Origin of the sequence: Variovorax sp. 54 (genome assembly GCF_002754375.1) — a bacterium.
Classification (GTDB): Bacteria; Pseudomonadota; Gammaproteobacteria; order Burkholderiales; family Burkholderiaceae_C; genus Variovorax.
Genome location: NZ_PEFF01000001.1, coordinates 3865477 through 3887702, shown reverse-complemented (window position 1 = coordinate 3887702; position 22226 = coordinate 3865477). Strand labels below are relative to the sequence as shown.

At 64.7% G+C, this 22226-nt stretch carries 17 protein-coding genes and 5 tRNA genes; 1 reads left to right on the top strand and 21 read right to left on the bottom strand.

From position 1 onward, the window contains the following. Nucleotides 1-2 precede the first annotated feature (2 nt). Nucleotides 3-431 carry a DUF1810 domain-containing protein gene (locus CLU95_RS17975; protein WP_099794861.1) on the top strand — a complete coding sequence of 143 codons (429 nt, stop codon included), beginning with the start codon at nt 3-5 and terminating at the stop codon, nt 429-431. Nucleotides 432-636: 205 nt separating this feature from the next. On the opposite strand, the gene CLU95_RS17970 is transcribed toward CLU95_RS17975, so the two are convergent. The 21 genes from CLU95_RS17970 to trpC form a co-directional block, all read right to left on the bottom strand. Beyond that, nucleotides 637-712: transfer RNA gene (locus CLU95_RS17970), tRNA-Phe, on the bottom strand. A gap of 18 nt (nt 713-730) precedes the next feature. Continuing rightward, nucleotides 731-1432, bottom strand: coding sequence for a response regulator (locus CLU95_RS17965; RefSeq protein WP_099794860.1), 702 nt, complete (start codon nt 1430-1432; stop codon nt 731-733). Nucleotides 1433-1507: 75 nt separating this feature from the next. Next, a complete protein-coding gene (locus CLU95_RS17960; protein WP_099794859.1) occupies nt 1508-3838 on the bottom strand; it encodes a sensor histidine kinase in 2331 nt (776 codons plus the stop codon). Then, nucleotides 3835-4479, bottom strand: a complete 645-nt coding sequence (locus CLU95_RS17955) for a DUF4390 domain-containing protein (RefSeq protein WP_373669182.1) — start codon at nt 4477-4479, stop codon at nt 3835-3837. The genes CLU95_RS17960 and CLU95_RS17955 overlap by 4 nt, the downstream gene beginning before the upstream one ends. Next, the gene (gene rsmB, locus CLU95_RS17950) at nt 4457-5845 is read right to left on the bottom strand and encodes a 16S rRNA (cytosine(967)-C(5))-methyltransferase RsmB (RefSeq protein WP_099797365.1); all 1389 of its coding nucleotides are present in this window, start codon (nt 5843-5845) and stop codon (nt 4457-4459) included. Before rsmB ends, CLU95_RS17955 begins: the two co-directional genes overlap by 23 nt. A gap of 94 nt (nt 5846-5939) precedes the next feature. Next, complete coding sequence (locus CLU95_RS17945) at nt 5940-6539, bottom strand: lema family protein (RefSeq protein ID WP_099794857.1); 600 nt, start codon at nt 6537-6539, stop codon at nt 5940-5942. Nucleotides 6540-6645: 106 nt separating this feature from the next. Then, nucleotides 6646-10881: a DNA-directed RNA polymerase subunit beta' gene (rpoC, locus tag CLU95_RS17940; protein WP_099794856.1), complete on the bottom strand. Its 4236-nt coding sequence runs from the start codon at nt 10879-10881 to the stop codon at nt 6646-6648. Nucleotides 10882-10902: 21 nt separating this feature from the next. Continuing rightward, entirely contained in the window at nt 10903-15027 is a 4125-nt protein-coding gene (rpoB, locus tag CLU95_RS17935) for a DNA-directed RNA polymerase subunit beta (RefSeq protein WP_099794855.1), read from the bottom strand. Nucleotides 15028-15328: 301 nt separating this feature from the next. Beyond that, the gene (gene rplL, locus CLU95_RS17930) at nt 15329-15700 is read right to left on the bottom strand and encodes a 50S ribosomal protein L7/L12 (protein WP_099794854.1); all 372 of its coding nucleotides are present in this window, start codon (nt 15698-15700) and stop codon (nt 15329-15331) included. 45 nt (nt 15701-15745) lie between these two features. Beyond that, nucleotides 15746-16288: a 50S ribosomal protein L10 gene (gene rplJ / locus CLU95_RS17925; protein ID WP_099794853.1), complete on the bottom strand. Its 543-nt coding sequence runs from the start codon at nt 16286-16288 to the stop codon at nt 15746-15748. 247 nt (nt 16289-16535) lie between these two features. Continuing rightward, nucleotides 16536-17234 carry a 50S ribosomal protein L1 gene (rplA, locus tag CLU95_RS17920; RefSeq protein WP_056584630.1) on the bottom strand — a complete coding sequence of 233 codons (699 nt, stop codon included), beginning with the start codon at nt 17232-17234 and terminating at the stop codon, nt 16536-16538. Further along, nucleotides 17235-17666 carry a 50S ribosomal protein L11 gene (gene rplK, locus CLU95_RS17915; protein WP_056584627.1) on the bottom strand — a complete coding sequence of 144 codons (432 nt, stop codon included), beginning with the start codon at nt 17664-17666 and terminating at the stop codon, nt 17235-17237. Nucleotides 17667-17807: 141 nt separating this feature from the next. Next, nucleotides 17808-18356 carry a transcription termination/antitermination protein NusG gene (gene nusG / locus CLU95_RS17910; RefSeq protein ID WP_180288631.1) on the bottom strand — a complete coding sequence of 183 codons (549 nt, stop codon included), beginning with the start codon at nt 18354-18356 and terminating at the stop codon, nt 17808-17810. Nucleotides 18357-18418: 62 nt separating this feature from the next. Further along, nucleotides 18419-18802: a preprotein translocase subunit SecE gene (gene secE / locus CLU95_RS17905; RefSeq protein WP_062479313.1), complete on the bottom strand. Its 384-nt coding sequence runs from the start codon at nt 18800-18802 to the stop codon at nt 18419-18421. 101 nt (nt 18803-18903) lie between these two features. Continuing rightward, a tRNA-Trp gene (locus tag CLU95_RS17900) sits at nt 18904-18979 on the bottom strand. 21 nt (nt 18980-19000) lie between these two features. Continuing rightward, nucleotides 19001-20194 (bottom strand): elongation factor Tu, encoded by a 1194-nt coding sequence (gene tuf, locus CLU95_RS17895; RefSeq protein ID WP_099793527.1) that lies wholly within the window; start codon nt 20192-20194, stop codon nt 19001-19003. Nucleotides 20195-20267: 73 nt separating this feature from the next. Further along, a tRNA-Thr gene (locus CLU95_RS17890) sits at nt 20268-20342 on the bottom strand. A gap of 42 nt (nt 20343-20384) precedes the next feature. Next, nucleotides 20385-20458 (bottom strand) — tRNA-Gly (locus tag CLU95_RS17885). A 65-nt stretch (nt 20459-20523) separates the two neighbouring features. Continuing rightward, nucleotides 20524-20609, bottom strand: a tRNA-Tyr gene (locus CLU95_RS17880). Nucleotides 20610-20703: 94 nt separating this feature from the next. Further along, nucleotides 20704-21426, bottom strand: coding sequence for a uracil-DNA glycosylase (locus tag CLU95_RS17875; RefSeq protein ID WP_099794851.1), 723 nt, complete (start codon nt 21424-21426; stop codon nt 20704-20706). Continuing rightward, entirely contained in the window at nt 21423-22223 is an 801-nt protein-coding gene (gene trpC / locus CLU95_RS17870) for an indole-3-glycerol phosphate synthase TrpC (protein ID WP_099794850.1), read from the bottom strand. The genes CLU95_RS17875 and trpC overlap by 4 nt, the downstream gene beginning before the upstream one ends. Nucleotides 22224-22226: the final 3 nt, after the last annotated feature.

Here is a 22226-nt window from a genome sequence, read left to right as displayed (position 1 = left end):
ACATGACCATCGACTGGCACCTCGAACGCTTCGTCACGGCGCAAGACCCTGTCTACGCACAGGTCTGCGCGGAACTCACGGCGGGACGCAAGCGCACGCACTGGATGTGGTTCGTCTTTCCGCAATTGAAGGCACTGGGCCGCAGCGCGACCGCCCAGTTTTTCGGTCTGGACGGTGCCGCCGAGGCAACGGCGTACTGGCAGCACCCCGTGCTGGGCAAGCGGCTGCACCACTGCGCAGAGCTGGTGCGCGATCTGCCCGCCGGCACCGACATCCACCAGGTCTTCGGCGCACCGGACGACCTGAAGCTGCGCTCCTGCATGACGCTGTTCGAGATCGCGGTGCCCGAAGCATCCGTGTTCGGCGACGTGCTGGCACGGTATTTCGACGGTGCACGGGACGACGCGACGATCGCGCTCGTCTCGCACTGACGGGAGGACATACCCGGAACATGCAGAACGGCGACGGCGCCGCAGTTCATCAGGTCAAGCTCGACGAGCTGGATCCACCCTGTCGATGCGGAAGACGACTTCATCGGCATCGACGCAGATCGCGCCACGTCACGGGAAGAAATTCCCGGGGCTGATGCCAGAAAGCAAAAAGCCCAACCTCGGAAGGTTGGGCTTTTGCTGAATTTGGTGGCCTGGGGCGGAATCGAACCACCGACACGCGGATTTTCAATCCGCTGCTCTACCAACTGAGCTACCGGGCCTTGGTGTGCAGCCTCAAATTATACAGCGCTTCTGCGGCCCCGCGAAAGGTCCACGCCAAGTTGTTTGAGTTTTCTATAAAGATGGGTGCGCTCGAGGCCGGTTTTCTCGGCGACGCGGGTCATCGAACCGTTCTCCATCGCGAGGTGGAACTCGAAATACGCCTTCTCGAAACCATCGCGCGCATCGCGCAGCGGGCGGTCGAGGTCGAAGCTCTGGGTCGACTGGGGGCCCGCATCGGCCACCGGCACCGCCGCCAGCGACGCCATCAGCAGGCTGTCGCCCGTGGTGGTGATGGCGGCGGCCTGGTGAGCGCCGGTGGGTGGCGGCACCACGCCGGCGGCGGTGCGGCGGGCGTTCTCGCGCGCCAGCCCCTGCTCCACCGCCTTGAGCAGCTTCTGCAGCGTGATGGGTTTTTCGAGGAACGCGAAGGCGCCGATGCGCGTGGCATCGACCGCGGTGTCGATGGTGGCGTGCCCGCTCATCATGATGACGGGCATGCTCAGCAGGCCCGCGGTGGACCACTCCTTGAGCAGCGTGACGCCGTCGGTGTCCGGCATCCAGATGTCGAGCAGCACGAGATCGGGCCGGGCGCGTTGTCGGGCCGCGCGGGCTTCGGCGGCGTTTTCCGCGAGCTCCACGTTGTGGCCTTCGTCATTGAGAATTTCGAAGAGCAGGTCCCTGATGCCCAGCTCGTCATCGACCACGAGAATGTTTGCCATGAGTGCTGCTTGTTGTATGCGCTGTGTGTATTGATCCGCTCCCGATCCAGCCGCGTGCGCTGGATTCACCGGTACTCAGGCGGACGAAGACTTCGAATCTTCGGTGTGAGCGACCGCTGCTCGCGGTTCGCCTGCCAGCGCGAATGATAGCGAGACTTGCGCGCCGGCCACAGCCCCGTCGACGACACGGTTGGAAAGCTCGATGCGCGCACCGTGTTCGTCGGCGATCTTCTTGACGACGGCCAGGCCCAAACCGGTACCTTTTGTTTTCGTCGTGACGTAGGGCTCGAAGGCGCGCTTGAGAATATTTTCGGCAAAGCCGGGCCCGCTGTCCTGCACGGTAAGGCGCACGCGCTGGCCCGAATCGCCCAGCCGGGTGCGAATGACGACCTCGCCCACCCGACCCGTGCCGCTGGCGGCGGCCTCGGCGGCGTCCTGTGCGTTCTGCAGCAGGTTGTGCACGACCTGGCGGATCTGCTGTTCGTCGCCGCGCACGGGCGGGCAGCGCTCGTCGAGCTCCGAACGCAGCGTGATGGGCAGGTTCTCGGCGTGGTACAGCTGCAGCACGTCGGCCAGCAGCGCATTGAGGTCGACCGGCTTGAGGTCGGCCGCAGGCAGCCGTGCGTAGTCGCGGAATTCGTTCACCAGCCGCTTCATCGCGTCGACCTGGTCGACGATGGTCTTGACCGACTTCACCAGGATGGCCTGCTCGGGCGGCGCCACCTTGCCCGAGAGCTTCATCTCCAGCCGCTCGGCCGACAGCTGGATCGGCGTGAGCGGATTCTTGATCTCGTGCGCGAGCCGGCGCGCCACCTCGCCCCAGGCCTGCGCGCGCTGGGCCGAGACGATTTCGGAGATGTCGTCGAACACCAGCAGCCGCGCATCGCCCGGCAGCTCGGCGCCCCGCGCGACGATGTTGATGGCGTCGTCCTGCTGCGGCATGTCGTTGCCTGTGGCGTGCAGCTCGAAGGCGTGCTGCCAGTGGTCCAGGCCGTGCTGCATGCGCTCGACCAAGAACTCGTCGAACTGCTGCTGCACCTTGGCACCGAAGTCGGCCAGGCCCGGCACATTGACCAGCGCCTGCCCTTCGTAGGCGGCGAGCGGCGCGCGCAGCACGCGGGTGGCGCCCGGGTTGGTGGACAGCACGGTGCCCTTGGCGTCGAGCACGATGACGCCCGAGGTCAGGTTGTCCAGAATGGTCTGCAGGTTGTCGCGGGCTGCGTCGAGCTGGTCCATGGTCTTCTCGACCGCGCCGCGGGCGTCGGCCAGCTGCTGCGTCATGACGGCGAACGAGCGCGTGAGGCCGCCCAGCTCGTCCTTGCCCTGCAGCACGGCGGTGGGCCGCAGGTCGCCGGCGGCCACCTGGCGCACGCCGTCGGCCAGCACGAGCAGCGGCCGCGCCAGCTGGTTGCCGAACAGCACGGCCAGCAGCACCGCGCCGAACACGGCCAAGAACAGGCTCAGCGTGAGCGTGCCGATGTACATGCGGCGCAGCCCCTCGCGCGCGAGGGCCCGCTCCTGGTACTCGCGGTTGGCTTCCTGCACGGCCAGCGCGTTGGCGACCACGGCCGGCGGCAGCGGCCGCGTGACCTGCAGGTAGCGCGGCGCGGTGTCGAAGTCGAAGCCCGGTCGCTGCACCATGGCGAGCGCGCGCACGCTGGCGCTCGGCGGCGTGGCGCTGGGCAAGGCGGTTTCTTCCAGGCCCTCGACGTGCGCGACGGCGCGGTCAGGCCGCACCTGGCGGAACTGCTGCGCGGTCGGCCGCTCGGGGTTGAGCTGGAAGCGCGACGCGCCGGCGCTGGCCACCAGCTGGCCCGAGCCGGTCCAGAGGATCACGTCGGTGGCTTCGAGCTGGTCGCGGATGCGCTCCAGCAGCAGCCCCGCGCTCGCATCGGGCACCTGCGCCAGCTGCGCGCTGGCGGTGCGGGTTTTCGCGGCGAGGTCGTCAGAGAGCGAATCGAGCGTGGCGCGGCCCAGGTTCAGGCCGGCATCGAGCGCACCTTCCACCTTGACGTCGAACCAGCTCTCGATCGAGCGCGCGACGAACTGGTAGGACACCACATAGACCAGCGCCCCCGGCACCACCCCCACGAGCGCGAAGATGGCCGCGAGCTTGATCAGCAGCCGGCTGCCGAACTTGCCCTGCCGCAGCCGCCGCAACAGGCGGAACGCGACCCAGCCGATCACCAGCACCAGCAGCACGGCCACCACCACGTTGATGCCGAACAGGCGCACGTAGTAGCGCTCGTACAGCGCACGGTTGTTGGTGGCCTGGGCCAGCAGGAAGATCAGCACCAGGCCGATGGCCGTGACCATCGCGGCGCCGACGCCCACGGCCCAGCGCAACGCGCGCGAGCGGCGGGCGGCAGGCGTGGCCGCGGCGCCGCTGCGCGGCTTGGTGCTCACCGCTGCTTCTCCAGCGGCAGCCGGGCGGTGCGCTCGGCGGCGATGTTCCATTCGGCCTGCCCGACCATGCCGATCTGGAAAGGACGCGGCAGTTGCGAGGTGTCGAGCCGGAAGCGGAACGTGACCTGGTGCAGCGGCTCGTCGCCGATCTCGGCGGCGTCGCCCAGCCGCAGCCGGCCAACGCGCTTGATGGCTTCGAGCGCATCGGCGAGGCTGTCGAAATTCTGGTTCAGCGAGATGCCGAGGCCGGCGGCGGCGGTGATCGGCACCGGCGACACATTCAGCCGCCAGCGGCGCGTGAGAGGCTGGTAGGCCAGCCGCATGTGGCGCGCCACCTGGGCGACCTTGCGGTCGGTCCAGTACCAGCGTTCCTGGAAGACCTCGGCCTCGGCCACGAAGTAGATGGCGATGCCCTTGTCGAGCACGTCTTCCACCAGGGTGGGCAGCTCGAACTGCACGGCCGCGCTGAGATAGACGCCATCGTCGGCCTGCTCCAGGCGCATCTGGGTGATGGTGGCACCGCCGGCGCGGGCCTGGGCGGTGGCGGCGGCCGGGAACAGGGCCATCCACAGGGCCCAGACCAGCCACAGGCCGGCCAGCAGGATCGACCGGCGGCCGTCAGTGCGGCGCGGGTTTTTCAAGCAGGGCGTAGAAGAAGCCGTCGTGGTCACCAGAGGGATTGTCCGGGACGCCACGGGCATTCGCCCCACTTTGAGGCAGCAAGTGTCCCGGGGACGGCAGCAATCGGGCGTCGGTGTTGCGTACAAGAAACGCATCAATTTGTTGCGAGCCTTCTTCGCGGAACACGGAACAGGTGCAGTAAAGCAGCCGGCCGCCGGGCCGCACGAGCGGCCAGAGCGCGGCCAGCAGCGTCGCCTGCTGGGTCGCCAGCTGGGCGGTGTCGCTCTCGCGGCGCAGCCAGCGCACGTCGGGATGGCGCCGCACGATGCCCGAAGCCGTGCACGGCGCGTCCAGCAGGATGGCGTCGAACAGGGCGCCGTCCCACCAGTCGGCGGGGCGGCCGGCATCGGCCACCACGACCTTGGCTTTCAGGCCGAGGCGGGCGAGCGTCTCGTCGATGCGGCGGCTGCGCACGCCATCGACCTCCAGCGCGGTCACCTCGATGGCGTCGGCGCCGGCCCGTTCGATCAGGTGCGCGGTCTTGCCGCCGGGAGCGGCGCAGGCGTCCAGCACGCGCAGCGGTGCGCTGCCGGGTTTGGCCGGCAGCAGGCCGTCGAGCAGCAAGGGGGCCGCGAGCTGCGCGGCGGCGTCCTGCACGGAGCAGGCGCCATCGGCGAAACCGGGGAGCTGCTGCACGGGCCGGGCCCGCGTGAGCTGCAGGCCATCGGCGCCGACGCGCATAGCGCCAAGGCCCACGGCCTCCAGCTCCAGCAGGTACGCCGCCGGCGTCGATTGCAACGCGTTGACGCGCAAGGTCATCGGCGCCTGCGCGTTGTCGGCCGACAGCACGCGCTGCCAGTCGCGCGGATGGTCGCGCTTGAGGCGTTCGATCCACCAGCGCGGGTGGTTCCACTGCGCGACCGGTTCGCTGTCGGTGGCGGCCACGAGCTCGTCGCGCTCACGCAGGAAGCGGCGCAGGCAGGCGTTGATGAAACTGGCCTGCGCCCGCGTCGCGGGGTTGCGCTTGGCGGCTTCCACGGCCTGGTCGACCAGCGTGAAGGGTTCATAGGGGGCGTGGTCGCTGTGCCAGGCCAGCGCGAGCGCGGTGCACAGCAAGGCATCGGGCAACGGCGGCGGCGTGCGTTTGGCGAGGTGGCGGCGCAGTGCTTCGGCGCGGCCGAGCCAGCGCAGCACCTGGAAGCCCAGGGCCTGCACGCCGGGGCGCAGCGCAGGCTCGACGGCCTCGAACGCGACGGTGCCCGAGGTGCCGGCGCGAATCGACGCCAGCGCCCCTGCGGTCAGTTGCAGTTGGCGCCAGAGCGGCGGTTGTTGCGGCGCCGAGGAGGCGCTGCCCGAAGAGGGGTCGGAGGAAAGATCTGCTGGCAAGTTGGAGCCGATGGTAACGGGCGAGAAAGACAGCACGCCACGCGGTGGGAATGGAAACGAAGGCGTTACCCGCCTGTCGTCAGGTCGAGGCAGGTCAGAGCAAGGGCGCCGCAGGCCGCAGCCGCACGATCCAGGCCACCAGCAGCGCCGGGAACTGGGCGATACCGGCGTTGTACTGCGCCACGGCCTGGTTGAACTGGCCGCGCGCGATTTCCGCTGCCGCCGACGGCTCGGGCCAGGCGATGGGGGCGGCCGGATCGGATGCGCCGCCCAGGCCGGGCATCAGCGGCGCGGGCCGCGACAGCGTGCCGTCCGCGTCGAACACGGTGACCGCGCCCGGGTACTGGCGCCGCCATGCGGCGATGAGCACCTGCAGCGCAGTGGCCAGCGCCGCCATGCTGCCCGGGTCGAGCGGGCGCACCCGCGTCGCACCGAGCAGGGTCGCGAGCTGCGTCGTGGCCGCCTGCAGCGGCGCGACGGTGGGCGCGCCCTCGGGCGGCGTCTCGGGCCGGGGCGCGGCGGTGATGCTGGCCTGAACGAAATCGAGCTGCTTGCGCAGCGCCACGTCGAGCACGGCGTAGGCCTGCAGCACGGCGGCGCGCAGACGCACCAGCCGGTTGTACGCGCCCACGAACCAGAACAGCAGCAGCGCGACAACGAGCCATCCGGCCAGCGAATCGGGCAGGACGCTCATCGGAAACAGAACCTCTTGGTCATCGGTCGGAACCCAGGAAACACAAAGAAAAACGCCCCCCGACCAGAGCGGTCGGGGGGCGTGGGCAACCGGTCATGCTAACCAGTTATTCGGTCGCGGCGCCTTCGTTGGCGTCCACCGTGCTGGTCGTCGCATCGCTGTCGCTCGAGCCGGCCAGATCGGCAGCTTCCGACTCGGCGATGGCGCGGCGCTCGGCTTCGTCCATGGCGTCCTTGACCTTGCGGGCCTGGTGGTACGCCATGCCGGTGCCTGCGGGAATCAGGCGACCGACGATGACGTTTTCCTTCAGGCCGCGCAGCTCGTCGCGCTTGCCCATGATCGCGGCTTCGGTCAGCACGCGCGTCGTTTCCTGGAACGAAGCGGCCGAGATGAACGAGTCGGTCGACAGCGACGCCTTCGTGATACCCAGCAGCAGGTTGGTGAACGTCGCGGGGATCTTGCCGTCGGCGCGCAGGGCGTCGTTGGTGTTGAGCATTTCGCTGCGTTCGACCTGTTCGCCGGAGATGTAGCTCGTGTCGCCGATGTTGTCGACCACGACGCGGCGCAGCATCTGGCGAACGATCACCTCGATGTGCTTGTCGTTGATCTTCACACCCTGCAAACGGTACACGTCCTGCACTTCGTCCACGATGTAGCGCGCGAGTTCTTCCGAACCCAGCAGGCGCAGGATGTCCTGCGGGTCTGCCGGACCGTCGACCACGCTTTCGCCCTTGTTCACCACCTGGCCTTCGTGCACCAGGATGTTCTTTTCCTTCGGCACGAGGTCTTCGTAGACGCCGCCTTCGGGATCGGTGATCTGCAGGCGAATCTTGCCCTTCGTTTCCTTACCGAACGACACGGTACCGGTCATTTCGGCCAGCATGCCCTTGTCCTTCGGCGAACGGGCTTCGAACAGCTCGGCCACGCGCGGCAGACCGCCGGTGATGTCTCGGGTCTTCTGACCTTCGACCGGGATGCGTGCCAGCACTTCGCCGGGGCCCACGTCCTGGCCGTCGCGGATCTGAACCAGCGAGCCGATCGGGAAGCCGATCGTCACCGAGTGATCGGTGCCGGGGATCTTCACTTCCAGGCCTTGGGCGTCGATCAGCTTGACCTGCGGACGCACGACCTTGGCAGCGCCGCGGCGCTTCGGGTCGATCACGACCAGGGTCGACAGACCGGTCACTTCGTCCACCTGTTTGGCGACCGTCAGGCCTTCCTCGACGTTCTCGAACTGCGCCTTGCCGGCGAACTCGGTAATGATCGGGCGGGTCAGCGGGTCCCAGTTGGCGAGCACGTGGCCGGCCTTGATCTGCTGGTCGGCCTTGACCGCCAGGATCGCGCCGTACGGCACCTTGTGACGCTCGCGCTCACGGCCGTGCTCGTCATGGATGACGATCTCGCCCGAACGCGAAATCACGACCAGCTCGCTCTTGCTGTTGGTCACGTAGCGCATCGTGGCGTTGAAGCCGATCGAGCCGTTCGACTTGGCTTCCACGCTCGAGGCGATGGCAGCGCGCGAAGCGGCACCACCGATGTGGAAGGTACGCATCGTCAGCTGCGTGCCGGGTTCGCCGATGGACTGGGCAGCGATCACACCGACGGCTTCGCCGATGTTGATCAGGCCGCCGCGGCCCAGGTCGCGACCGTAGCAGGTCGCGCAGATGCCGAAACGCGTTTCGCAGGTCAGCGCGGTGCGGACCTTGACTTCGTCGACGCCCTGGGCTTCCAGGACTTCGATGTTGTCTTCGTCGAACATCTCGCCGGCCTTCAGCAGCACCGAACGGTTTTCCGGGTGCAGCACGTCGTCCGCAGCCGAACGGCCGAGGATACGGTCGCGCAGCGACTCGATCACTTCACCGCCTTCGACGATGGCGCGCATCAGGTAACCGCCGTGCGTGCCGCAGTCCTGCTCGGTCACGACCAAGTCTTGCGTCACGTCGACCAGACGGCGGGTCAGGTAACCCGAGTTCGCCGTCTTCAGCGCCGTGTCGGCCAGACCCTTACGGGCACCGTGGGTGGAGATGAAGTACTCCAACACGTTCAGGCCTTCGCGGAAGTTCGCGGTAATGGGCGTCTCGATGATCGAGCCGTCCGGCTTGGCCATCAGGCCCCGCATACCGGCCACCTGGCGAATCTGCGCTGCGGAACCGCGGGCGCCGGAGTCGGCCATCATGTAGATGGAGTTGAACGACTCCTGCTCGACTTCCTTGCCGTGGCGATCGATGACGCGCTGCTTGGAGAGCTTGGCCATCATGACCTTCGACACTTCGTCGCCGGCCTTGCCCCAGATGTCCACCACCTTGTTGTAGCGCTCGCCGGAGGTCACGAGACCGGAGACGTACTGCTGTTCGATCTCCTTCACTTCCTTGGCCGAGCGCTCGATGATGCCGTGCTTTTCAGCGGGCACCAGCATGTCGTCGATCGCGATCGAGATGCCGGCCTTGGTCGCCAGACGGAAGCCGTTTTGCAGCAGCTTGTCGGCGAACACGACGGTCTCTTTCAGGCCGCACTTGCGGAACGAGACGTTGATGAGCTTGGAGATTTCCTTCTTCTTCAGCGCCTTGTTGATGTTCGAGAACGGCAGGCCCTTCGGCAGGATCTCGGACAGCAGGGCACGGCCCACGGTGGTGTCCACGAGCGAGGTCGACGGCGTGAACACGCCGGTTTCCTTGTCCTTGGTGTACTCCGTGATACGCACCGCCACCTTGGCGGTCAGCTCGACCACATTGGCGTCGAGCGCGCGCTGCACTTCACCGATGTCGGAGAAGATCAGGCCCTCGCCCTTGGCATTGATGCGGTCGCGGGTCGTGTAGTACAGACCCAGCACCACGTCCTGCGAAGGAACGATCGACGGTTCGCCCGAGGCTGGGAACAGCACGTTGTTGGAGGCCAGCATCAGCGTGCGGGCTTCCATCTGTGCTTCCACCGACAGCGGCACGTGGACAGCCATCTGGTCGCCGTCGAAGTCGGCGTTGAAGGCCGCGCAAACGAGCGGGTGCAGCTGGATGGCCTTGCCTTCGATCAGGATCGGCTCGAACGCCTGGATGCCCAAACGGTGCAGCGTAGGCGCACGGTTCAGCATGACCGGGTGTTCCTTGATCACTTCTTCCAGGATGTCCCAGACCACCGGCGTGCCCGATTCGACTTCCTTCTTGGCAGCCTTGATCGTGGTCGCGATGCCCATGGCTTCGAGGCGCGAGAAGATGAAGGGCTTGAACAGCTCGAGCGCCATCAGCTTGGGCAGGCCGCACTGGTGCAGCTTGAGCGTCGGGCCCACCACGATGACCGAACGGCCTGAGTAGTCCACGCGCTTGCCCAGCAAGTTCTGGCGGAAACGACCGCTCTTGCCCTTGATCATGTCGGCCAGCGACTTCAGTGCGCGCTTGTTGGCGCCCGTCATGGCCTTGCCGCGACGACCGTTGTCCAGCAGCGAGTCGACCGCCTCTTGCAGCATCCGCTTTTCGTTGCGCGCGATGATTTCCGGAGCCTTCAGCTCCAGCAGGCGGCGCAGACGCGAATTGCGGTTGATGACGCGGCGATACAGGTCGTTCAGGTCGGAGGTCGCAAAGCGGCCGCCGTCCAGCGGCACCAGCGGACGCAGGTCCGGCGGCAGCACGGGCAGCACTTCGAGCACCATCCAGTTGGGCTTGATGCCCGACTTGCGGAAGGCTTCCAGCACCTTCAGGCGCTTGGAGTTCTTCTTGACCTTGACTTCGGAGCCGGTCAGGTCGCCGCGCAGGCGTTCGATCTCGCTGTCGAGTTCGATGCCTTCGAGCAGGTCCTTGATGCCTTCGGCGCCCATCTTGGCGATGAACTCGTCACCGTATTCCTTGCGCTTGGCGTCGTAGTCGTCCTCGGACATGATGCCGAACTTCTTCAGCGGGGTCATGCCGGGGTCGGTGATCACGTACGCTTCGAAGTACAGCACGCGTTCGATGTCGCGCAGCGTCATGTCGAGCACGAGGCCCAGACGCGACGGCAGCGACTTCAGGAACCAGATGTGGGCGCAAGGCGCGGCCAGGTCGATGTGACCCATGCGCTCGCGACGCACCTTGGTCTGCGTGACTTCAACGCCGCACTTCTCGCAGATCACGCCGCGGTGCTTCAGGCGCTTGTACTTGCCGCACAGGCACTCGTAGTCCTTGATAGGGCCGAAGATCTTGGCGCAGAACAGGCCGTCGCGCTCGGGCTTGAACGTGCGGTAGTTGATCGTCTCAGGCTTCTTCACCTCGCCGAAAGACCACGAACGGATCTTCTCGGGCGAAGCCATGCCGATCTTGATGGCATCGAAATGCTCATCGGGCGTGAATTGCTTGAACAGGTCGAGTAGCGATTTCATAAGACTCTTTCCCTTTTCAACTTAGGAACGCTCGAGCTCGATGTCGAGACCCAGCGAACGAATTTCCTTGACCAGCACGTTGAACGATTCCGGCATGCCGGCTTCGATCGAGTGCTCGCCCTTGACGATGCTTTCGTACACCTTGGTACGGCCTTGCACGTCGTCGGACTTCACGGTCAGCATTTCCTGCAGGACGTAGGCGGCGCCGTAAGCTTCCAGCGCCCACACTTCCATTTCACCGAAACGCTGGCCGCCGAACTGCGCCTTGCCGCCCAGCGGTTGCTGCGTGACGAGCGAGTACGGGCCGGTCGAACGGGCGTGCATCTTGTCGTCCACCAAGTGGTGCAGCTTCAAGAAGTGCATGTAGCCGACGGTGACGGGACGCTCGAACTGGTCGCCGGTGCGGCCGTCGTACAGGTAAGCCTGCGTGCGCGTATCGGTCAGGCCCTTGAGCTTGGCGATGTCGTCCGGGTAGGCGAGCTTCAGCATGCCGCGGATTTCTTCTTCCGAGGCGCCGTCGAACACCGGCGTCGCGAAGGTCGCGCCGCTTTGCAGGTTGGCGGCCATGGAGAGCAGCTCGGTGTCGCTCAGCTGGTCGAGCTCTTCCTTGCGGCCCGAGCCGTTGTACAGCTGCTCCAGGAACTTGCGCAGCTCGGCCACCTTGGCCTCTTGCTGCAGCATGTCACCGATGCGCTGGCCGATGCCCTTGCCGGCCCAGCCCAAGTGCACTTCAAGCACCTGGCCCACGTTCATCCGCGAAGGCACGCCCAGCGGGTTCAGGCAGATGTCGCACGGCGTGCCGTCGGCCATGTGGGGCATGTCTTCGACCGGAACGATCTTGGACACCACACCCTTGTTGCCGTGACGGCCGGCCATCTTGTCGCCGGGTTGCAGGCGGCGCTTGACGGCCAGGTAGACCTTGACCATCTTGAGCACGCCCGCGGGCAGCTCGTCGCCTTGCGTGAGCTTCTTGCGCTTTTCTTCGAACGCGAGGTCGAAGCTGTGGCGCGTCTGCTCGAGCGAGTTCTTGATCGACTCGAGCTGCGTTGCCACTTCGTCTTCCGCCGGGCGGATGTCGAACCAGTGGAACTTCTCGACCGACGACAGGTAGGCCTTGTCGAGCTTGGTGCCCTTGGCCAGCTTGTTCGGGCCGCCGTTGGCGACCTTGCCGGTCAGGAGCTTCTCGATACGGTCGAACGCGTCGGCTTCGACGATGCGCAGCTGGTCGTTCAGGTCGAGGCGGAAGCGCTTCAGCTCATCGTCGATGATCTGCTGGGCGCGCTTGTCGCGCTGGATGCCTTCGCGGGTGAACACCTGCACGTCGATCACGGTGCCTTGCGAGCCCTGGTCCACACGCAGCGAGGTGTCCTTCACGTCGGAAGCCTTCTCGCCGAAGATGGCGCGAAGCAGCTTCTCTTCAGGCGTCAGCGTGGTCTCGCCCTTCGGCGTGACCTTGCCCACCAGCGTGTCGCCCGGCTGCACTTCGGCGCCGACATAAATGATGCCGGATTCGTCGAGGCGGTTGAGCTGCTGCTCGGCCAGGTTCGGGATGTCGCGCGTGATTTCTTCGGCGCCCAGCTTCGTGTCGCGGGCCATCACCACCAGTTCCTCGATGTGGATCGAGGTGTAGCGGTCTTCGGCAACGACGCGTTCCGAGATCAGGATCGAGTCTTCGAAGTTGTAGCCGTTCCAGGGCATGAACGCGATCAGCATGTTCTGGCCGAGAGCCAGTTCGCCGAGGTCGGTCGATGCGCCGTCAGCCACCACGTCGCCCTTGGCGATCTTGTCGCCGCGCTTGACGATCGGACGCTGGTGGATGTTGGTGTTCTGGTTCGAACGCTGATACTTGATCAGGTTGTAGATGTCCACACCGACTTCACCGGCTGCCGCTTCGGCGTCGTTCACGCGCACCACGACACGGGTCGCATCGACGTAGTCGACGATACCGCCACGGGTGGCCGTGACCACGGTGCCCGAGTCGACCGCGGAAACGCGCTCGATGCCGGTACCGACCATCGGCTTTTCGGGACGCAGCACAGGCACGGCCTGACGCTGCATGTTGGCGCCCATCAGCGCGCGGTTCGCATCGTCGTGCTCCAGGAACGGCACGAGCGAGGCAGCCACCGACACGATCTGCGCGGGCGACACGTCCATGTACTGGATGCGCTCGGCACCGACCAGGATCGATTCGCCGGCTTCACGCGCGGAGACCAGGTCGCCGGTCAGCGTGCCGTCCTTGTCCAGGACCGCATTGGCCTGGGCGATGACGTACTTGCCTTCTTCGATGGCCGACAGGTAGTCGATGTCCATCGTGACCTTGCTGTCGACCACGCGACGGTACGGCGTCTCGATGAAGCCGTATTCGTTCAGGCGGGCGTACAGGGCCAGCGAGTTGATCAGACCGATGTTCGGGCCTTCAGGCGTTTCGATCGGGCACACGCGGCCGTAATGGGTCACGTGCACGTCGCGCACTTCGAAGCCTGCACGTTCACGCGTCAGACCGCCCGGGCCAAGGGCCGACACGCGGCGCTTGTGGGTGATTTCGGACAGCGGGTTCGTCTGGTCCATGAACTGCGACAGCTGCGATGCACCGAAGAATTCCTTCAGCGCGGCCGAGATCGGCTTGCTGTTGATCAGGTCGTGCGGCATCAGCGGCTCTTGCTCGGCCTGACCCAGACGCTCCTTCACGGCCTTCTCGATACGTGCCAGGCCGGTGCGGTACTGGTTTTCGGCCAGTTCACCGACGCAACGCACGCGGCGGTTGCCCAGGTGGTCGATGTCGTCGACTTCGCCGTTGCCGTTGCGCAGGTCCACGAGGATCTTGACCACGGCCAGGATGTCTTCGTTGGTCAGCACCATCGGGCCGGTCGATTCGTCGCGGCCGACCTTGGCGTTGAACTTCATGCGGCCCACGCGCGACAGGTCGTACGTGTCCGGGTTGTAGAACAGGCGCTGGAACAGGGCCTGCACGGCGTCTTCGGTCGGCGGCTCGCCGGGGCGCATCATGCGGTAGATGGCCACGCGCGCTGCGAACTCGTCGACGGTTTCGTCGATGCGCAGCGTTTGCGAGATGTACGCGCCCTGGTCCAGTTCGTTCGTGTAGATGACCTGGATGTCCTGCACGCCGGCCGTGCGCAGCTTCTTCAGCAGCGCTTCGGTCAGCTCGTCGTTGGCCTTGGCCAGGATTTCGCCGGAGTCGGCGTCGACGATGTTGCGGGCGATCACGCGGCCGATCAGGAAGTCTTCCGGCACGCTGATGTGCGTGGTGCCGCCCTGCTCGAGCTCACGCGTGTGGCGCGCGGTGACGCGCTTGTCCTTGGCGACCACGACCTTGCCCGACTTGTCGGTGATGTCGAAGCGCGCGACTTCGCCGCGCAGGCGCTCGGAGACGAACTCCATCTGCGCGCCGCTGTCCATCAGGCGGAAGTTGTCGTTCACGAAGAAGTTCGCGAGGATCGATTCCGGGTTCAGGCCGATGGCCTTCAGCAGGATCGTGACCGGCATCTTGCGGCGACGGTCCACGCGGAAGTACAGCATGTCCTTCGGGTCGAACTCGAAGTCGAGCCACGAACCGCGGTAAGGAATCACGCGGGCCGAGAACAGCAGCTTGCCCGAGCTGTGCGTCTTGCCCTTGTCGTGTTCGAAGAACACGCCGGGCGAACGGTGCAGCTGCGAGACGATCACGCGCTCGGTGCCGTTGATGATGAACGAACCCTTGTCGGTCATGAGCGGCACTTCGCCCATGTAGACCTCTTGTTCCTTCACTTCCTTGACCACCTTCGACTGCGAGGTCGACGACTCGCGGTCATAGATGATGAGCTGCACCTTGGCGCGCACGGCCGAGGCGAAGGTCAGACCGCGGGTCTGGCACTCACGCACATCGAACGCCGGCTTCGCCAGGTTGTACTCGAGGAACTTCATCTCGACGAAACCGTTGTGCGAGACGATCGGGAAGGCGGCGTCGAATGCGGCCTGCAGGCCTTCGACGGTGCGTTGTTTGGGAGCGATGCCGGCTTGCAGGAACGCGGTGTACGCGTCTTTCTGCATCTGCAGCAGGTAAGGGATTTCGACGACGCTGTCGCGGTTACCGAAACTTTTTCGGATGCGCTTGCGTTCGGTGTAACTGTACGCGGACGATTGGGCCATGAGAGCTCCGGTGCTTGAGATCTTCAGCGACTTGTCAGTGATGCCGGGCGAACGGCACCACTGCTTGGCGGCTGGCCACTACCAGCCGTTGGCGGACGGCGATGCATTGCACATCGCCCGAACCAAGGGGTCTTCTGCAGTCGGGTTCAGAAGACACTCAAAAATCGTCTTGGCTTTTGCTTTTCCGTCGACCTTTCGGCCTCTGGAAGAGCCGGAACCAAGCCGGCTTTTGGGTGCGCTCTGAAAGCGGCAAAGGCTGGAGGGCCTTTTCAGGCACCTCCAGCCCTCTAGGGGGTCTGAATTACTTCAGTTCCACCTTGGCGCCGGCATCTTCCAGCTTCTTCTTGGCGGCTTCAGCGTCAGCCTTCGACAGGCCTTCCTTGACAGCCTTGGGAGCGGCTTCCACCAGGTCCTTGGCTTCCTTGAGGCCCAGGCCGGTGATTTCGCGCACGGCCTTGATCGCCGACACCTTGTTCGCGCCAGCATCCATGAGCATGACGTTGAATTCGGTTTGTTCTTCAGCGACTGCAGCGGCGGGGCCGGCAGCTGCGGGGCCTGCCATGGCGGCAGCGCTCACGCCAAACTTCTCTTCGATGGCTTTCACCAGGTCGTTGAGTTCCAGGACCGTCATTGCGTCGAGCGCGGTCAGAAATGCGTCTTTATCGAATGCCATTTTTGTTTCCTAACAATTGGGTTGAATATTTCGAACGCGGGCCGCTTACGCGGGCTGCGCTTCGGCTTCCGCCGGTGCATCGGTTGCGGGTGCTGCTTCGCCTTCGCCACGCTTCGCGGCCAGCGCCGCGAGAACGCGTGCCGTACGGGAAATCGGGGATTGCATCAAGCCCAGCAACTGCGCCAACAGCACTTCCTTCGAAGGGATGCTTGCGAGCTGCTTCACGCCGTTCACGTCCAGGGCCTTGCCGCCAAACGCACCACCGCGAATCACCAACTTGTCGTTGGTCTTCGCGAAGTCGGCCACCACCTTGGCGGCGGCCACTGCGTCTTCGGAAAAGCCGTAGATCAGCGGACCGGTCATCTGGTCGCCAATGACTTCAAATGCGCTACCAGCCACAGCACGGCGTGCCAGGGTGTTCTTCAGAACACTCAGGGTCACACCCTTGCTGCGAGCTTCGGCACGCAGTTTGGTCATGTCGGCAACCGAAATACCACGGTATTCCGCCATCACGAGCGTTTGAGCTTTTGCGGCGAGGCTGGTCACATCACTGATGACCGCTTCTTTCTCACTGCGATTCAGACTCAAGGTCTACTCCTTTTAATGCGACCTTCGGCCGGGGCCTCGGATCGCGCTTCATGCAGCGACCAACTGTTTCGGAACAAAAATCAAATTCCTTGCAGTGGGGTCGCCATCTGCGCTGGATACCGGAAGGAACGATCCGGCCATTAAGTGCAGCGCCCTGCACACCAGCGGTCTTGGATGGCTCGCGGCAACCGAAGCTGCCACGACCCACCACATTCGCCCTGCTCCTTTCAGAGCCGGGCCAATCTCTTTAGCTCGCCGAGATGGTTTGCGTGTCCACGCGGACACCCAGACCCATGGTCGACGACACAGCCACCTTGCGCAGGTACACACCCTTGCTGGTCGCGGGCTTGGCCTTGACCAGAGCGTCGATCAGCGCAGCGAGGTTGCCTTGCAGCTTGTCGTTGTCGAACGAGCGACGGCCGATCGTGCCGTGGATGATGCCGGCCTTGTCAACGCGGAACTGGACCTGGCCAGCCTTGGCGTTCTTGACAGCGGTGGCGACGTCAGGCGTCACGGTGCCAACCTTGGGGTTGGGCATCAGGCCGCGCGGGCCGAGGATTTGACCGAGCGTACCGACGACGCGCATGGCGTCAGGGGCAGCGATCACGACGTCGAAAGGCATGTCGCCAGCCTTGACCATCGCAGCCAGGTCGTCCATGCCGACGATGTCGGCGCCGGCGGCCTTGGCTTCTTCAGCCTTGGCGCCTTGGGCGAACACAGCGACGCGCTTGGTCTTGCCGGTGCCGTTCGGCAGCACGACAGCACCGCGAACCACCTGGTCCGACTTCTTCGCGTCGATGCCGAGCTGCACGGCCACGTCGATCGATTCGTCGAACTTGGCGGTGGCGGCGTCCTTGACGATGACGATGGCGTCAGCCAGGGGGTACAGCTTGTTGCTGTCGACCTTGCCTTCGAGCGACTTTTGCTTCTTGGTGATCTTGGACATTTACACGCCCTCCACATTCACGCCCATCGAGCGGGCCGAGCCGGCGATGGTGCGAACTGCTGCGTCGAGGTCGGCGGCAGTCAGGTCCTTCATCTTGGCCTTGGCAATTTCTTCGAGCTGAGCGCGCGTGATCTTGCCGACCTTGTCGGTATGCGGACGGGCCGAGCCCTTGTCCAGCTTGATGGCCTTCTTGATCAAGGTGATCGCCGGGGGCGTCTTGATGATGAAGGTGAAGCTCTTGTCAGCGAACGCGGTGATGACCACCGGCAGCGGCAGACCCGGCTCGACGCCTTGGGTTTGCGCATTGAACGCCTTGCAGAACTCCATGATGTTCAAACCACGCTGGCCCAGTGCGGGACCGATGGGTGGTGACGGGTTGGCCTTACCAGCTGGCACTTGCAGCTTGATGAAGCCGACGATTTTTTTCGCCATGCTTTGCTCCTTGCGGGTGATATCGCCTGGGCTTTCGCCGCGGCTCCCCGGGGTTAAACGACTCTTCGATCAAGGCCGCGCGCCGAGTCGGACAACGCGCAGCCGGAAACTGGCAGGCCCGCCCGAAGGCAGGCCATGGGATCAGGTCTTCTCGACCTGACCGAATTCGAGCTCCACAGGGGTGGCGCGGCCGAAAATCATGACCGACACGCTGACCTTGCTCTTCTCGTAGTTGACGTCTTCCACCGTGCCATTGAAGTCGGTGAACGGGCCTTCCTTGACGCGCACGAACTCACCCACGGTGAACTCGACCTTGTGGCGCGGCTTCTCGGTGCCCTGCTGCATCTGGTTGACGATGTCCTCGACCTCTTTCTGCGAGATCGGAGCCGGACGGTTCTTGGCGCCGCCCACGAAACCCGTCACCTTGTTGGTGTGCTTCACCAGGTGCCAGCTCTCGTCGTCCATGATCATTTCGACCAGCACGTAGCCCGGGAAGAAGCGGCGCTCGGTGGTGCGCTTCTGGCCGTTCTTGATCTCGACCACTTCTTCGGTCGGAACCAGGATGCGGCCGAACTTGTCCTGCATGCCGGCGCGAGTGATGCGCTCGGTGATGTTGCGCTCGACAGCCTTCTCCATGCCCGAGTAGGCATGCACCACGTACCAACGCAGATCAGGGTTGGCAGCAGGCATCAGAAGAGGGTTTTTCTCCTCTTCCGGCGTGCTCGGCGTGGTTTCAACTGCGTCGTCGGTCATTATTTTCTCCAGCCCAGAATGAGGTCAAAGAACACCCATTCGAGCGTCTTGTCGGTGAGCCAGAGGAAGACGGACATGATCGCCACGAAGGCGAACACATAGGCCGTCATCTGCATCGATTCCTTGCGGGTCGGCCACACGACCTTCTTGACCTCGCGCCACGAGTCACGACCGAAAGCCCACAGCTGACGGCCATTCTCGGAGCTGCCGAAGGCGCCCACGGCCGCGGCCAGGCCGACCAGCAGCGCAGCCCATTGCACCAGCGAGCCTTGGCGCGACAGCAGATAGAACGCCACGATGGCGCCCACTGCCAGCACCACCGCCGCAGCCAGCTTGGCTTTGTCGGCACCCGTGCTCACGGTTTCGATTTGAGAAGTGGCCATGTCGGCTGATTTCCTGTGACCTTGCGGCCTTCAATTCAATGCATCCCTTGAGACGCCGAAGCCCACCGGATCGCGATGGGCTTGTCGGGGTGCCACCTAGGTGGCAGGGGCAGTAGGAATCGAACCTACAACCTTCGGTTTTGGAGACCGACGCTCTGCCAATTGAGCTATACCCCTCCGGTACTCTTTACGCTTGGCTTAGATGTCGAGGATCTTGGCCACGACGCCCGAACCCACGGTACGGCCGCCTTCACGGATGGCGAAGCGCAGGCCTTCTTCCATCGCGATCGGGTTGATCAGCTTGACGGTGATGCTGACGTTGTCGCCAGGCATGACCATTTCCTTGTCCGCGGGCAACTCGATCGCGCCGGTCACGTCCGTCGTGCGGAAGTAGAACTGCGGGCGATAGTTGTTGAAGAACGGCGTGTGACGGCCACCTTCGTCCTTGGACAGGACATACACCTCGGCGGTGAAGTGCACGTGCGGCTTGATCGAGCCGGGCTTGCACAGCACTTGGCCGCGTTCGACTTCTTCGCGCTTGGTGCCGCGCAGCAGCACGCCGACGTTGTCGCCAGCTTGGCCTTGGTCCAGCAGCTTGCGGAACATTTCCACGCCGGTGCAGGTGGTCTTGACGGTCGGGCGGATGCCGACGATTTCGATTTCTTCGCCGACCTTGATCACGCCGCGCTCGACGGCGCCGGTCACCACGGTGCCGCGACCCGAGATCGAGAACACGTCTTCGACGGGCATCAGGAACGTGCCGTCCACAGCGCGCTCAGGCGTGGGGATGTACGTGTCCAGCGCTTCGGCCAGCTTCAGGATGGCTTCTTCGCCCAGCTTGCCCTTGTCGCCTTCGAGGGCGAGCTTGGCCGAGCCGTGGATGATGGGGGTGTCGTCGCCAGGGAACTCGTACTTGTCGAGCAGCTCGCGCACTTCCATTTCGACCAGCTCGAGCAGCTCGGCGTCGTCGACCATGTCGCACTTGTTCAGGAAAACGATGATGTAGCCCACGCCCACCTGGCGAGCCAGCAGGATGTGTTCACGGGTCTGGGGCATCGGGCCGTCAGCGGCCGAGCACACCAGAATGGCGCCGTCCATCTGAGCGGCGCCCGTGATCATGTTCTTCACATAGTCGGCGTGACCGGGGCAGTCGACGTGTGCGTAGTGGCGGTTGGCCGTTTCGTACTCGACGTGCGCGGTGTTGATCGTGATGCCGCGGGCCTTTTCTTCGGGCGCTGCGTCGATCTGGTCGTAAGCCTTGGCTTCGCCGCCGAACTTGGACGACAGAACGGTTGCGATCGCAGCCGTCAGCGTGGTCTTGCCGTGGTCAACGTGACCGATCGTGCCCACGTTCACGTGCGGCTTGGTGCGGGTGAATTTACCTTTTGCCATTTTTCGACTCCGAAAAAAACGATTTCAACGCATGCAGATGGGTCGCAAGCCTGTCGTTGCAACCCCAGAAAACTGGTGCCCTTTGCGGGAATCGGACCCGCGACCTCTCCCTTACCAAGGGAGTGCTCTACCACTGAGCCAAAAGGGCTTTTGTTCTAACCAAATCGCTTCCGGCGCCGAACCGGGTCTCTGGAGCGGGAGACGGGAATCGAACCCGCGTCATCAGCTTGGAAGGCTGGGGTTCTACCATTGAACTACTCCCGCATCGGGGGCACTTCAAGGCACCCAAAGCGCTAGATCCAATCGCTCTTAGAAACCAAATTCATCGCTGGTGGAGAGGGCTGGATTCGAACCAGCGTACTCGTAAGAGGGCAGATTTACAGTCTGCTGCCATTAACCACTCGGCCACCTCTCCGGCGAACCTCGAAATATAGCACGATTTTGTGACTACACAGGATTCCCAGCAAAAGATGAAGCGGGGAAACCTGCTCGAGGTGTGAAGCCTCTGATTATGAGCGAAGTTCGGAGCGTCCCGACTCCTGCGCCTCACGCCATGCACGGGCTTCACCGAAATGGCCGCAGCCGATGAACGGAACGGGTGGCCGGAGCGCAGAAAGCGGCGAGGGATGATTCGACATCAGCACCTTATGGCGCTCAACGTCAATCAACGCGCGCTTACTCTGCGCGTGCGAGCCCCATAGCATAAAAACAACAGGCCGTTCGCCCTGCGCCACATGGCGAATCACGGCGTCGGTCAGCACCTCCCAGCCGCGGCCTGCATGGCTGGCCGGCTGGGCTTCTTCAACCGTGAGACAGGTGTTGAGCAGCAGCACGCCGTGCGTCGCCCACTTCACGAGGCTGCCGCCCGGGCTAGGAAACGCCGGCGGCGGCGTGCCCAGGTCGCGCTGGAGTTCCTTGAAGATGTTGCGCAGCGACGGCGGCAGGGCCACGCCCGACGCCACCGAGAAGGCCAGGCCCTCGGCCTGCCCTCGCCCGTGGTACGGGTCCTGGCCCAGGATCACCACCCGCACGTCTTCCGGCGGCGTGAGTTCCAGCGCCCGCAGCGGCTGCGGCGGAAAGATCACCGCCCCGGCATCAAGACGTTCGCGCAGGAAACCCTGCAGCTTCTGGCCGACCGCTCCGGCAAAGAAATCGTCGACCAGCGGCTGCCAGCCCGGCGCCACCGGCCAGTCGGCAGGATCGCTGCTCGACAGCTGATCCGGCCGCGTCATTTGAACAATGCGGCGAGGGCCTCGCCGGGCTCCTTGGCGCGCATGAAGGCTTCGCCGACCAGGAAGGCGTTGACGCCCGCGGCGCGCAGCGTGGCGACGTCCTCGCGCGTGGCAATGCCCGACTCGGTCACCGGCAGACGATCCGCCGGCAGCTTGGGCAGCAAATCGATCGTCGCCTGGATCGACACCTCGAAGTTGCGCAGATTGCGGTTGTTCACGCCGATGAGCGCCGTCTTGAGCTTCAGCGCACGCTCCAGCTCGGCCGCGTCGTGCACCTCGACCAGCACCGCCATGCCCAGTCCCCGCGCGATGGCTTCGTAGTCCTTCATCTGCGCGTCGTCGAGGCAAGCAGCGATCAGCAGGATCGCGTCGGCGCCCATCGCGCGCGACTCGTACACCTGGTAGGCGTCGATGATGAAATCCTTGCGCAGCACCGGCAGGTCGCATGAGGCGCGCGCCTGCTTGAGGTAGTCGACGCTGCCCTGGAAGAACTGCTTGTCGGTCAGCACCGAGAGACAGGCCGCGCTGACCACGCCGTCGCCCTCGGCATAGCTTTGTGCGATGTCGGCCGGAATGAAGTCTTCGCGCAGCACGCCCTTGCTCGGGCTGGCCTTCTTGACCTCGGCGATCACCGCCGCCTGGCCGGCCGCGATCTTGGCGCGCAAGGCCGCTTCAAAGTCGCGCGTGAGCACGCGGCTTTCGGCGTCGAAGCGCACGGCCTCGAGCGGGGCGCGCTTCAGTGCAGCGGCGACTTCCTGGCGTTTGACGGCGACGATCTTGTCGAGAATGTCTGACATGGC